Raw genomic sequence first — 11,314 nt, 5'->3', positions numbered from 1 at the left:
TTGAGGCTGGAGCGGGGCGTCAGGCCGCGCGCACACCCTTCAGGAATGTTCCGACTTCGCCGGAGAGCTGCTCGGCCTGCTTGGAGAGGTTGCTGGCTGCTGCGAGCACCATGCCGGCAGCGTTGCCGGTCTCGTTGGCCGCCGTGGAGACGCCGCCGATATTGGTGGTGACCTCTTTGGTCGCCTCCGCGGTCTGCGAGACGCTGCGGGCGATCTCGGCGGTGGCGGCGCCTTGCTCCTCGATGGCCGCGCCGATCGAGGTGGCGATGCGGCTAACCTCCTCGATGGTGGCGGTGATGCCGCCGATCGCATCGACAGCTTCCTTGGTGGCGCCCTGGATCTGGGCGATCTTGTCGCCGATCTCGCGGGTGGCTTCCGCGGTCTGGCTCGCCAGCGACTTCACCTCGGAAGCGACCACGGCAAAGCCGCGGCCGGCTTCGCCGGCGCGGGCGGCCTCGATGGTGGCGTTGAGCGCGAGCAGGTTGGTCTGCGCCGCGATGTTGGAGATCAGCTCGGCGACATGCTCGATCTGCTGGGCGCCGTCCGAGAGTGCGCGCACGATGGTGTCGGTGCGGCGGGCGCTGTCCACGGCACGTCCCGTGACCTCGGCGGATTGGGCGACCTGGCGGCTGATCTCGGTGATGGAGGAGGAGAGCTCCTCGGCGGCGGAGGCGACGGTCTGGACGCGCTGGCTGGCCTCATTGGCGGCCGAGCCGACCACGGCGGCGCGGCGATTGGTGCCCTCGGCGGTCGACGACATCGACTTGGCCGTGGTCTCCAATTCACCAGAGCCGGAAGCCATCAGGCCGACGAGCTGGCCGACGGAGGCATCGAAGCGGTCGGCAAGGGCGATCAGGGCCTCGCGCTTCTCCTGCTCGCTGCGGGCCTTGGCCGCGACCTGCTCGGCCTCCAGCATGCGGGCCGTGAGCGCGGTCTGCCTGAGGATTTCGAGCGTCTCGGCCATGCGGCCGATCTCGTCGCCGCGGTCGGTCTCCTCGACCGGCTTGTCGATGGCGCCTTCGGAAATCGCCTGCATGCGGCTCTTCTGACGGTCGAGCGCGCCGAGCACGTCGCGCGCGATCAGCCAGGACAGCGCCGCCATCAGCAGCATCAGGCCGATGCCGATAGCGCCAAGCTCCAGCGTCAGGGCGCGCACGTCGGCGTCGATGTCGTCGACATAGAGGCCGTAGCTGATGACCACGTTCCAGGGCGCGAACTTGCGCGCGAACACGGTCTTGCGGAGCGGCTCGGTCTGGCCCGGACGGGGATAGAGATAGGAGGTGACGCCGCCCTGCGCAGTCTCGCTGCCGGCCTTGATGATGGCGTCGGCGATCAGCACACCGTTGGAATCCTTGGCGCCGGTGATCTTGCCTTCGAGCTGCTGATTGGCGCCGTTCACGACCAGGGAGCCGTCCGGATTGTAAACCACCGGATAGCCCTGGTTGCCGTTGAAGTTCATGCGGCGGCCGCGCTGGTGGAACAGGCTCTTGGCCTCGGCCGCCGTCAGCTTGCCGGCAGTCACTTCGTCCTGGAGCGCTTGGGCATAGTTGTAGAGGAGCTCGACGGCGGTCCGCATCTGCTGGACGCGGTCCTCCATCATCCGGCTCTTGCTGAGCACGGCCGATACGCCGATGATGGCTGTGATCGTGAGAGCCGCGAGGCAGACCATGCTGGCAAGCTTGGTGCGGATCTTCAAATGACTCAGCAGTTTCATCACAGCCCCTACGGAATGGTTGTTATTGCTCGCACCGGTAGCATGAAGTTCTTACCAATCATGAATGGAGGCATGCGGCGGCCTGCTGCGCGGACAGCGTTTGCAGGCGCGTGCGCAATCGTGCAGGCAAATCGCCTTGCCGATGGGCTCCAGCCCTTCCGGGACAACGGAATCGAACTTGGGTTTTGGAAGCTAGACCGTCTGGACGGACCTGCAATGAATCGATTCGTTCATCGCATCATCATGTCTCTGCTGCTCGTCGCGGCCCTCGTTCTGATCTGGAACGTGCTGGGGGCGCGCTGAGACGGCACCGGAGATCTGCCGGTGCCGTCGTGCTTGGCGGAAAAGTGTGTCAGCGAGGCGCGGATGCGCCGCCGGTTATTTCTTGCCCATCGCTGCGTCGGCACTGACCGGGCCGCCACCGGCTGCAGCGAGGTAGAGGCAGGCGAAGCAGAACAGGATCGCTTCGGTCCCGCGGTTGAGCAGTGGCAGGAACACCGGCGTGTCGCCCCTGAACATGTGGCCGATGAAGTAGGCGAAGGCCATTTCACCGGACAAGATGAAGGCCGACAGTCGCGAGAACAAGCCGATCATCAACAGTCCGCCAAGCACCAACTCGAGCGTCCCAGCCACGCCGTAAAGCGACAGCAGCTCGACTTTGGCGAACATCGGAAGAGCCGGAAACTTGAACAGCTTGGCGACGCCGTACTGGAACAGCAGCAGGCCGGTGATGAAGCGAAACAGGCTCAGGAGAACCGGTTGAAAGCGAGTGAGATAAGGAAAGTCCATTGGTTTGCCCTCCATCCAATGCTGGACCCAATGCTGCGACTTGGACCGCATTCGCTTCCGCCTCGCAAGCCACCCAGGACAATTCAGCGCTGACATTTTCGTCATGTCGGACAAAACACCGCAAGGCGCCGCCACCAGCGGCACGCGACCCTCTTTTAAGCGCATGTTCGCCTTGCGCTCGTCCGTAGGATTCCGGTGAAACCAGGGTGTGCAGGTTACGTCGAGGAGACCTACTCCCGCAAAGCGGGGACGACCAGGAACGGAATCATGCCGAGGATCACGCTCGCAAGTGCGAAGGCGAGCAGGAGATCGTAGCCGTGTGTGGCATCGTGGATCAGGCCGCCGCTCCATGAACCGAAGGCCGAGCCGAGGCCGCTGCCGATCGAGATCGTGCCGAAGATGGTGCCGACGCGTTTGCCGCGAAAGATCTTCATGGCGGTGGCGCTGATCAGCGGCCCGCGGGAGCCCATCATGCTGCCGAAGCAGACGACGAAACCGGTGAGCAGAATGACGTTCGGATAGTACTGCAGCAGCCAGAGCAGAACGATGCCGAGAATCGAGATCGCGTAGCTGAGCAGCACCGACGGCCGCCGTCCGATCAGGCCGTCGAGCGCGGAGACGCCGAGCATGCCGAACACCAGCACGATTCCGGAGAAGCCCCAGGCGGTCGCAGCCTGAAGCGGCGGAAAGCCGGCGTCGATCAGATAGGCCACGATCTGCGCCGCGATCGCATACATGCCGACCGCGGTGAAGAAGAAGGTCGAGAACAGCGCCCAGAATGCGTGGTGGCGCATCGCGCTCGCAAGCGTCCAGCCGCTGTCGACGAAGTCAGGATCGCTCTTCTTGGCGACGTGCGGCGAGCCGGCCGCGAACATGCGCCAGGGTAGCAGCAGCAGCGGCGCCAGCAGCCCGAGCGCTGCAAAGCCGAACAGCTGGTAGGTCTCGCGCCAGCCGAGATGATCGATCAGGAGCTGCGAGGCCGGCAGCAAGGCCAGCACGCCGCCGCCCATCGCCGAATAGACCACCGCCATGGCGGTCGGCAGCTTTGGTCCGAACCAGCGACCGAGCAGGATCGAGTTCGGCACATTGCCGATGAAGCCAACGCCGATGCCGACGCAGATGCCGATCGAAAGCTGGAATTGCCAGAGCGCTTGCGCATGGCTCGCGATCAGAAACGCCGAACCGAGCAGGAGCAAGCCGAGCGCATAGACGAGCCGTGGCCCGGAATGATCGAACAGGCGCCCGACCAAGGGTGCGGTCAGCCCGCTGACGAGCCAGGTGAGGGAGTAGATCGAGACGGCCTGGGCGCGATCCCAGCCCAGGCTTTCCGAGATCGGCTTGAGGAAGACCGTGAAGCTCTCGCTCAAGCCCCGGCCAAGAACAGCCAGCGTGAAACAGAGGCCGAGCACGACGAGTGCGGTGCGCACCGCGTCCCGCCGGGTGCTACCGATCCGTTCCTTGCTCGTTTCCGCTGTCGTTTCCGCTTTCGTTTCCCTGGGCCTGTCCTGCTTCATTGCCGTCAGGGAGCGCGCATCCGTGCGCCCTGACAAGCAGTGAAAAGCTCATACGCCTATGCAGGCCTGATGAGCACGTGCTTCTTCTTGCCGAAGGACAGCTTGATCACGCCTTCCGGCGTCAGGTGGCCTGCCGACAGCGCCATCTTCTCGTCGGTGACTGATACGTCGTTGACGCGCAGGCCGCCGCCTTTGATCTGGCGCCTCGCTTCGCCGTTGGAGCCGACGAGGCCCGCCTTGACGAAGGCGTTGAGCACGCCGAGGCCGGCGTCGAGTTCGCCGCGCGGAATTTCCACGGTCGGCAGGCTCTCGGCAAGCGCGCCTTCCTCGAAGGTGCGGCGCGCGGTCTCGGCGGCTTCGTTCGCGGCGTCGCGGCCGTGCAGCAGCGCGGTCGCTTCGGTTGCGAGCACCTTCTTGGCCTCGTTGATCTCCGAGCCGCCGAGCGCCTCGAGCCTTCTGATCTCGGCCATCGGCAGTGTCGTGAACAGTTTCAGGAACTTGCCGACGTCGGCGTCCTCGGTGTTGCGCCAGTATTGCCAGAAGTCGTAAGGGCTGAACTGGTCGGCGTTGAGCCACACCGCGCCTTGCGCGGTCTTGCCCATCTTGGCGCCCGAGGCGGTCGTCAGCAGCGGCGTCGTCAGCGCGAACAGCTGGTGGGTGCCCATGCGGCGGCCGAGATCGACGCCCATGATGATGTTGCCCCACTGGTCCGAGCCGCCCATCTGGAGGCGGCAGCCGGTGCGCTTGGCCAGCTCGACGAAGTCATAGGCCTGGCAGACCATGTAGTTGAACTCGATGAAGCTCATCTCCTGCTCGCGCTCGAGGCGCAGCCGCACGGAATCCATGGTCAGCATGCGGTTGACCGAGAAGTGCCGGCCGACGTCGCGCAGCATCTCGATCCAGTTCAGCTTGGTTAGCCATTCCGCATTGTCGAGCATGACCGCGTCGCTCTTGCCCTCGCCGTAGCGCAGCACCTTGGCAAACACGCCGCGGATCGATTCCTTGTTGGCCTCGATCTCGGCGATGGTGCGCATCGCGCGCGTCTCGTCTTTGCCGGAGGGATCGCCCACCATGGTGGTGCCGCCGCCCATCAGCGTAATCGGCTTGTTGCCGGACTGCTGCAGCCAGTGCAGCATCATCATGGTCAGGTAATTGCCGATGTGCAGCGAGCGGGCGGTGCAATCGTAGCCGACATAGGTGGTGGCCTCGCCCTTGGCGGCGAGCGCGTCCAGCCCCTCGAAATCGGAGCATTGGTGGATGAATCCACGTTCCTGCAGGGTGTTGAGGAAATCCGATTTAAATGCAGTCATCTGTCGGCGTGCCTGACAATTCTTGGTTTACCGTTTTGGGGGCAATTTAAGGGTCTTCCGCGGGAACCCGGTTGGCCGCCCGCCACTTGGCGCGTTGGCATTATAAGATGTGCCCCTCTGGCACAAGGTCGGCATGCCAGCGCGGGTCTCTTGAGGATGCTGGTCCATGATGTTGACAGCACTCGGTTTGATGAGTGGCACCTCGCTGGACGGGGTGGATGTCGCGCTGATCGAAACCGACGGAAAGCAGGTGAAGGCGTTCGGGCCGACGGGTTACCGGCCCTACGGCCCGGCCGAGCGCAACCTGCTGCGCCAGGCCTTGAGCGAGGCCGTGCACCTGCAGCAGCGCGACGCTCGCCCGGGCATTCTGGGCGGTGCCGAGCGTGCGGTGACGCAGGCCCATGCCGAGGCGGTCGCGGCCTTCCTCGCCCAGAATCGGATGAGGGCGGAGGACATCGACATTGTCGGCTTCCACGGCCAGACCGTGCTGCACCGGCCCGAGAGGCGGCTGACGGTGCAGATCGGCGATGGGCCGGCGCTGGCACGGGCCATCCATATACCCGTGATGCACGACTTCCGCGCCGCCGACGTCGAAGCCGGCGGGCAGGGCGCGCCGCTCGTGCCGGTCTACCACCGCGCGCTCGCCCATTCGCTGGAGCGCGAAGGGCCGATCGTCGTGGTCAATATCGGCGGCGTCTCCAACATCACCTATATCGATGGCAACGAGACGTTGATCGCCTGCGACACCGGTCCCGGCAACGCACTGCTGGACGATTTCATGTATCGCACCATGAACCAGGCGTTCGATGCCGAAGGAAAGTTTGCCGCGCTCGGCAAGGTGGACGAGGCCTGGATTGCGCGGGCGCTGGAGCTGCCCTTCTTCGCAAGCCCGCCGCCGAAATCGCTCGACCGCAACGATTTCGCGGCCCTGCGGCTCGGCGACGTGCTGCCTTCCGACGGCGCGGCGACGCTGACCGCCTTCACCGCCGCCGCGATCGCCCGAATCATTCCGCTTCTGCCGCGGCGGCCGCGGAGCTGGATCGTCTGTGGTGGCGGCGCCCGCAACCTCACCCTGCTGCGGATGCTGCGGGAGCGGGTGGGCTCGGCTACGGTCGAGGCCGCCGAGACCCTCGGCTGGTCCTCGGACGCCATCGAGGCGCAGGCCTTCGGCTTTCTTGCGGTCCGCGGCATGAAGGGCCTGCCGCTGTCTTATCCCGCGACCACCGGCGTGCCGATGCCGATGACCGGCGGAGTGATCGCCAGACCCTGAGGATCACGCTCGGTTGATGCGAATGCATCGATCTTGACGAGTGAATGCAGATGCATCTATATTTGATGCAATTGCATCTAACCGCCGGGATCGTTGCCATGACATCTTCGCTTAATACGCCCGCTTCACTGAAACTGATCAGCCACAAGCTTTGTCCCTACGTGCAGCGCGCGGTGATCGCGCTGAAGGAAAAGGGCGTGCCGTTCGAGCGCATCGACATCGATCTCGCCAACAAGCCGGACTGGTTCTTGAAGCTCTCGCCGCTCGGCAAGGTGCCGGTGCTGGTGGTGACGACGGAGCAGGGCGAGGTCGCGCTGTTCGAGAGCAACGTGATTTGCGAATACATCGAGGAAACCCAAGGCGGCGCGAAGCGGCATCCGGTTGACGCGCTGAAGCGCGCCGAGCACCGCGCCTGGATGGAGTTCGGCTCGGCGATCCTCGGCGACCTCTGGGGCTTGGAAACCACGACCGATCCGGCGATCTTCGAGAGCAAGCGCCAGGCACTCGCGGCAAAATTCGCGCGGGTCGAGGCCGCGCTCGGCGCGGGCCCGTACTTCGCCGGCGAGGCGTTCAGTCTGGTCGATGCGGTGTTCGCGCCTGTCTTCCGTTACTTCGATCTGTTCGACGAACTGACCGCGCACGGCATTTTCAACGACGTGCCGAAGGTGCGCGCCTGGCGCGCCGAGCTCGCAAAGCGCCCGAGCGTGCGCAGCGCGGTCGGGGCGGATTATCCGCAATTGTTGCGCGCCTTCCTCATCCGCCACGACGCGCATCTGCTCAAGCTCGCGGCGTGAGCCCGTCCGATGTCGCAATCCCTTGCTTGGCTCATGCTGGTGATCGCGGGCCTGCTCGACGTCGGCTGGGCGATCACCATGAAATATGCCGAAGGCTACACGCGCGCCGGCTGGAGCATCGCCTCGCTCGTGCTGCTCGCCGCCTTCGTATTCCTGCTCGGGCGCGCCTTGAAGGTGCTCGAGGTCAGCGTCGCCTATTCGGTGTGGACCGGCATTGGCGCGGCTGGCACGTTCCTGATGGGCGCGGTGCTGTTCGGCGAGACCTTGAGCGCGATGAAGCTTGCCGGCATCGCGCTCGTCTTGATGGGGATTGTCGCGCTTAAGCTGGCGTAGTCAGTTGCTGCGATCAGATGCACCCATCCGCGAGCAGCAGCCTGCTGGTCGTCGTCGCCTGACGCAGTTTGAACAGGGGTTGAATGTCAGGATCATCCAAGAAGGCCTGAGCCTTCTCGCGGTCCGCAAATTCGATGATGACGAGACGCTCGGGCGCCCAGTCGCCCTCAATCGTTGTCGGCTCGACGCCGCGGACGATGTATCGCCCTGCGTGCTTGGCGATGAACGCAGGAACTTCAGCGATGTAAGTCTTGAATCCGGCGTAGTCGTTCACCGAGAGATCAAGAACCAGATACGCCTTCATCGCTCGCAATCTCCAGCGTGATGGGTTCGCAGCCATGCCGCGAACCCATCCACGTCGGAAGATATCACCGCACGTTGGCGAGGCGCATGTCGAGATACGCCGTGATCGTTTCCATCAGCGGCTCGAGCTTGGAGTCGAAGAAGTGGTTGGCGCCGGGGATGATCTGCTGATCGATCACGATGCCCTTCTGCGTCTTCAGCTTCTCGACCAGCGTGTTGACGTCCTTAGGGGGCACCACCGCATCCTTCTCGCCGTGCACGATCAGGCCTGAGGACGGGCAGGGCGCGAGGAAAGAGAAGTCGTAGAGGTTGGCCGGCGGCGCGATCGAGATGAAGCCCTCGACCTCGGGGCGGCGCATCAAGAGCTGCATGCCGATCCAGGCGCCGAAGGAGAAGCCGGCGACCCAGCAGGCGCGCGCCTCGGGATTGATGGTCTGCGCCCAATCGAGCGCGGCGGCGGCATCCGACAATTCGCCGGTGCCGTGGTCGAACGAGCCCTGGCTGCGGCCGACGCCACGGAAGTTGAAGCGCAGCACCGAGAAGCCGCGATGGGCGAAGGCGTAGTAGCACTGGTACACGATCTGATGGTTCATCGTGCCGTGGAACTGCGGATGCGGATGCAGGATCATCGCGATCGGCGCGTTCTTCTGCTTGGCCGGGTGATAGCGGCCCTCGAGGCGGCCGGCGGGGCCGGTGAAAATGACTTCAGGCATCGATGATCTCTGATCTAAGTCCCTTGAAGGTGATCCCTGCGCAATCGTCCGATTGTGACTCTCGCAGCGTTGCCGCCGGCGAGAGCACGGATGAAGGGTGGAGAGGCGCGCCCTCGGATGATGCGCGAGTGGCGCGCAGGTGAACTGACGCGCGCTTCTAACACAAGGCCAGGGTCAAAAAGCAAGCTTCTTCGACATCTCTCAATCAGCTCAAGAGCTTAGCCAGTCATTGCATTGTCATCTCTGGCTTGCCTGCCGCGACCTGGACCTGCCTGAATCAACCGAAGCACGGCAAGAGCCGGCCGTCCTGCCGAAGGGCGCTATCCAACTTATTGAAATCACGATTGTTTAGGGGGCGCCTGGGGCGATTCCCGCTGGCGCGGTTCGACTTCCGAGCGATGCGACCGCCGGCCGGTAGCGCCGGCTGCCGCCGAGCGTCTGGCCGTTGTCGAAGGCGAGCTCGAAATCCCCTGATGGCTTGAGGTCCACACCGCGCACCCGGTCGAGATTGGCAAGCTTGGTCCGGTGGACGCGAACGATGGAAAAGCGCGCCAGCTCGCTTTCCGCCGCCGCCAGCGTGCCCCGAATGAGGTGCTGGGTGCCGTCGGCGAGGCTGTATTCGATGTAATTGCCGGCTGACGCGACCCAGAGGATATCGCGCGGCACCACGCGAATGCGGCTGGTGCCGTCGCGCAGCCAGATCAGATCGGGGGACGATGGCTGCTTCGGGGTGGGCGGCGCCGACGATGCGACTGCCGCGCTCTTCAGCTCACGCCGGCTTTCGAGCAGCCAGATCGTGGCGGCGATCAGAACAAAGGCCACGGCGTCTTTGCGGAATTCATACAGGACCGTCGCGAGCGAGAAACGGAAATCGTAGGCGCCGCCGGCGAGCCAGAGCGCGAGCTTTCGCACCCAGACCATGCCGGTGATGTGGAGGGTGGAGAAGCCGAGCAGGGCGATCGCCCCGATGGCCGCCTGGGCGGCGAGGCCGGCTGTCCGGCGCATGCGGCGGACCGCCAAGACCAGGATCGGCAGCAACAGCAGGATGACGGCGATGCTCGACATCTCCCAGAACAGCCGCCGGCCGATGTCGTAGCTGTCGCCGCGCCAGGCCGCGTCCTGGGCGAACGAAAACGCATTGACGATTCCGATCACGAGCGCGACGGCCGCGATCGCTGCGAACATCATCCGGTCGCCGCTGCTGATCCCGAAATAGCCGCGACTCGTCCCAGCTGCCGGCGGCTCATCCCCTCGTGTCCGATTCTGATCCCAAACCGGCTCGACGCGCGCCGCAGGCGGAGCATTTTCGGTGTCAGCCATTTTCGTGTCAGTCCTGGCCCCAAAACCGCGTTTGTCGTCCCGTCAAGGAGCAGAAAACCATGACAACACCACAGCAATCCCAAAGCTCTGAAAGGCGCATCGACCTGGATTGGGTGCGGATTTTAGCCTTCGCGCTGCTCATCTTCTACCACGTCGGCATGCTCTACGTGTCCTGGGGATTTCACATCAAGAGCGCGCACCGGGTGACGTGGCTGGAACCGGTGATGCTCTTCCTCAACCCGTGGCGGCTGTCGCTGCTGTTCCTGGTGTCAGGGGTTGCCACCCGCTTCATGCTCGGTACGTCCAGCCTCGCCTCGCTTGCCGGGGCGCGATCGGGGCGGCTCCTGATCCCGCTGATCTTCGGCATGCTCGTGATCGTGCCGCCGCAGGCCTATCTCCAGATCGTCGAAAGCCTCGGCTATCCCGCTGGCTTCTTCGATTTCTACACCCGGCACTACTTTGCCTTTGGCGCGCAATTCTGTCCGAAGCCGTGCATCGTATTGCCGACCTGGAACCATCTCTGGTTCGTGGTCTATCTGTGGGTCTACACGATAGCCTTGATCGGCGTGCTCGCGCTATGGCCGGCCGGCGCTGACTGGCTTGGCCGAAAGCTAGCTCGTGTGCTCGCCGGCCCATGGCTCCTGATCGCGCCCTGCCTGCTGTATGCGGCCTGGCGCCTGGTGCTGTTCCCGGCTTTCCCATCGACACACGCGTTGTTCGGGGACTGGTACAACCACGCGGACCACGCCACGGCCTTCCTGATCGGTTTCCTGCTGGCCAAGCAGGAGGGGATCTGGCGCGAACTCGAGCGCCAGCGCTGGGCAGCCCTGCTGGCGGCCGCCGCCTGCTTCGTTGCCTTCATCCTGGTACGCGCCGGCCTGTTTGCGCCGTCGCCCACGCTGAAGTGGTTCGCCGCGTCGGCCTATGGCTGTTATCAATGGCTCGCGATCGCCGCCGTGCTGGGCTTTGCGCGGCGCGCCTTCACAGCCGACAGCCTGGCGCGGCGCTATCTGACCGATGCGATCTTCCCGTACTACATCGTGCATCAGACCGCGATCATCGTGATCGCGCATCAATTGCACGGCAGCGGTCTGTCGGCTGGGATCGAAGCGTCCATTGTCATCGTCGGGACCGCGCTCACATGTGTGGCGAGCTACGAGATCGTCCGGCGCGTTGCCTGGCTGCGGCCGCTGTTCGGATTGCGGGCGGTGCCGCGAAGTGTTGCGAGGATGGAGCAGCAGCCGGCCTGACGAG

Annotated in this window: 12 protein-coding genes; 5 read left to right on the top strand and 7 right to left on the bottom strand. The window is 64.5% G+C overall.

Features of this window, described 5'->3' with window-relative positions:
• Window positions 1-19: 19 nt before the first annotated feature.
• Window positions 20-1,714: a methyl-accepting chemotaxis protein gene (locus tag I6F17_RS04415; RefSeq protein ID WP_225130941.1), complete on the bottom strand. Its 1,695-nt coding sequence runs from the start codon at window positions 1,712-1,714 to the stop codon at window positions 20-22.
• Here I6F17_RS04415 and I6F17_RS04410 point away from each other — a divergent pair.
• On the top strand, window positions 1,697-2,017 hold the full coding sequence (locus tag I6F17_RS04410) for a hypothetical protein (RefSeq protein WP_225130942.1): 321 nt from the start codon (window positions 1,697-1,699) through the stop codon (window positions 2,015-2,017). The two genes, I6F17_RS04415 and I6F17_RS04410, sit on opposite strands and share 18 nt — an antisense overlap.
• Before the next feature lie 75 nt (window positions 2,018-2,092).
• On the opposite strand, the gene I6F17_RS04405 is transcribed toward I6F17_RS04410, so the two are convergent.
• The 3 genes from I6F17_RS04405 to tyrS all read right to left on the bottom strand — a co-directional run bounded on the left by I6F17_RS04405 (window position 2,093) and on the right by tyrS (window position 5,327).
• Window positions 2,093-2,503 (bottom strand): DoxX family protein, encoded by a 411-nt coding sequence (locus I6F17_RS04405; RefSeq protein ID WP_036033588.1) that lies wholly within the window; start codon window positions 2,501-2,503, stop codon window positions 2,093-2,095.
• Between the two features lie 230 nt (window positions 2,504-2,733).
• Window positions 2,734-4,017, bottom strand: a complete 1,284-nt coding sequence (locus I6F17_RS04400; RefSeq protein WP_225130944.1) for an MFS transporter — start codon at window positions 4,015-4,017, stop codon at window positions 2,734-2,736.
• 56 nt (window positions 4,018-4,073) lie between these two features.
• Entirely contained in the window at window positions 4,074-5,327 is a 1,254-nt protein-coding gene (tyrS, locus tag I6F17_RS04395; protein WP_225130946.1) for a tyrosine--tRNA ligase, read from the bottom strand.
• A gap of 166 nt (window positions 5,328-5,493) precedes the next feature.
• On the opposite strand from tyrS, the gene I6F17_RS04390 reads away from it, so the two are divergent.
• The 3 genes from I6F17_RS04390 (at window position 5,494) to I6F17_RS04380 (ending at window position 7,724) form a co-directional block, all read left to right on the top strand.
• Window positions 5,494-6,597, top strand: coding sequence for an anhydro-N-acetylmuramic acid kinase (locus tag I6F17_RS04390; RefSeq protein WP_225130949.1), 1,104 nt, complete (start codon window positions 5,494-5,496; stop codon window positions 6,595-6,597).
• Between the two features lie 98 nt (window positions 6,598-6,695).
• The gene (locus I6F17_RS04385) at window positions 6,696-7,391 is read left to right on the top strand and encodes a glutathione S-transferase family protein (protein ID WP_225130951.1); all 696 of its coding nucleotides are present in this window, start codon (window positions 6,696-6,698) and stop codon (window positions 7,389-7,391) included.
• A gap of 9 nt (window positions 7,392-7,400) precedes the next feature.
• On the top strand, window positions 7,401-7,724 hold the full coding sequence (locus tag I6F17_RS04380; RefSeq protein ID WP_225130953.1) for a multidrug efflux SMR transporter: 324 nt from the start codon (window positions 7,401-7,403) through the stop codon (window positions 7,722-7,724).
• 13 nt (window positions 7,725-7,737) lie between these two features.
• Here I6F17_RS04380 and I6F17_RS04375 read toward each other — a convergent pair whose 3' ends face one another.
• From I6F17_RS04375 to I6F17_RS04365, 3 genes are all read right to left on the bottom strand, one after another.
• Window positions 7,738-8,028, bottom strand: a complete 291-nt coding sequence (locus I6F17_RS04375; protein ID WP_225130954.1) for a DUF1330 domain-containing protein — start codon at window positions 8,026-8,028, stop codon at window positions 7,738-7,740.
• Window positions 8,029-8,092: 64 nt separating this feature from the next.
• A complete protein-coding gene (locus I6F17_RS04370) occupies window positions 8,093-8,740 on the bottom strand; it encodes an alpha/beta hydrolase (protein ID WP_025036034.1) in 648 nt (215 codons plus the stop codon).
• A gap of 348 nt (window positions 8,741-9,088) precedes the next feature.
• The gene (locus tag I6F17_RS04365) at window positions 9,089-9,928 is read right to left on the bottom strand and encodes a LytTR family DNA-binding domain-containing protein (protein WP_225130955.1); all 840 of its coding nucleotides are present in this window, start codon (window positions 9,926-9,928) and stop codon (window positions 9,089-9,091) included.
• 191 nt (window positions 9,929-10,119) lie between these two features.
• Here I6F17_RS04365 and I6F17_RS04360 point away from each other — a divergent pair, with 191 nt between their 5' ends.
• Complete coding sequence (locus I6F17_RS04360) at window positions 10,120-11,310, top strand: acyltransferase family protein (protein ID WP_225130956.1); 1,191 nt, start codon at window positions 10,120-10,122, stop codon at window positions 11,308-11,310.
• The last annotated feature ends 4 nt before the right edge of the window (window positions 11,311-11,314 follow it).

The organism is Bradyrhizobium sp. NBAIM18 (assembly GCF_020193825.1).
Lineage (GTDB): Bacteria > Pseudomonadota > Alphaproteobacteria > Rhizobiales > Xanthobacteraceae > Bradyrhizobium > Bradyrhizobium yuanmingense.
Note: the sequence above shows the minus strand (reverse complement) of the source record. Positions and strands in the feature narration are given on the sequence as shown.

Bases quoted from the DNA above. Each gene is read 5' to 3' on its own strand.
- I6F17_RS04410 (WP_225130942.1), top strand. From the start codon at position 1,697: ATGACTCAGCAGTTTCATCACAGCCCCTACGGAATGGTTGTTATTGCT.
- I6F17_RS04415 (WP_225130941.1), bottom strand. From the start codon at position 1,714: ATGAAACTGCTGAGTCATTTGAAGATCCGCACCAAGCTTGCCAGCATG.
- I6F17_RS04405 (WP_036033588.1), bottom strand. From the start codon at position 2,503: ATGGACTTTCCTTATCTCACTCGCTTTCAACCGGTTCTCCTGAGCCTG.
- I6F17_RS04400 (WP_225130944.1), bottom strand. From the start codon at position 4,017: ATGAAGCAGGACAGGCCCAGGGAAACGAAAGCGGAAACGACAGCGGAA.
- tyrS (WP_225130946.1), bottom strand. From the start codon at position 5,327: ATGACTGCATTTAAATCGGATTTCCTCAACACCCTGCAGGAACGTGGA.
- I6F17_RS04390 (WP_225130949.1), top strand. From the start codon at position 5,494: ATGATGTTGACAGCACTCGGTTTGATGAGTGGCACCTCGCTGGACGGG.
- I6F17_RS04385 (WP_225130951.1), top strand. From the start codon at position 6,696: ATGACATCTTCGCTTAATACGCCCGCTTCACTGAAACTGATCAGCCAC.
- I6F17_RS04380 (WP_225130953.1), top strand. From the start codon at position 7,401: ATGTCGCAATCCCTTGCTTGGCTCATGCTGGTGATCGCGGGCCTGCTC.
- I6F17_RS04375 (WP_225130954.1), bottom strand. From the start codon at position 8,028: ATGAAGGCGTATCTGGTTCTTGATCTCTCGGTGAACGACTACGCCGGA.
- I6F17_RS04370 (WP_025036034.1), bottom strand. From the start codon at position 8,740: ATGCCTGAAGTCATTTTCACCGGCCCCGCCGGCCGCCTCGAGGGCCGC.
- I6F17_RS04365 (WP_225130955.1), bottom strand. From the start codon at position 9,928: ATGATGTTCGCAGCGATCGCGGCCGTCGCGCTCGTGATCGGAATCGTC.
- I6F17_RS04360 (WP_225130956.1), top strand. From the start codon at position 10,120: ATGACAACACCACAGCAATCCCAAAGCTCTGAAAGGCGCATCGACCTG.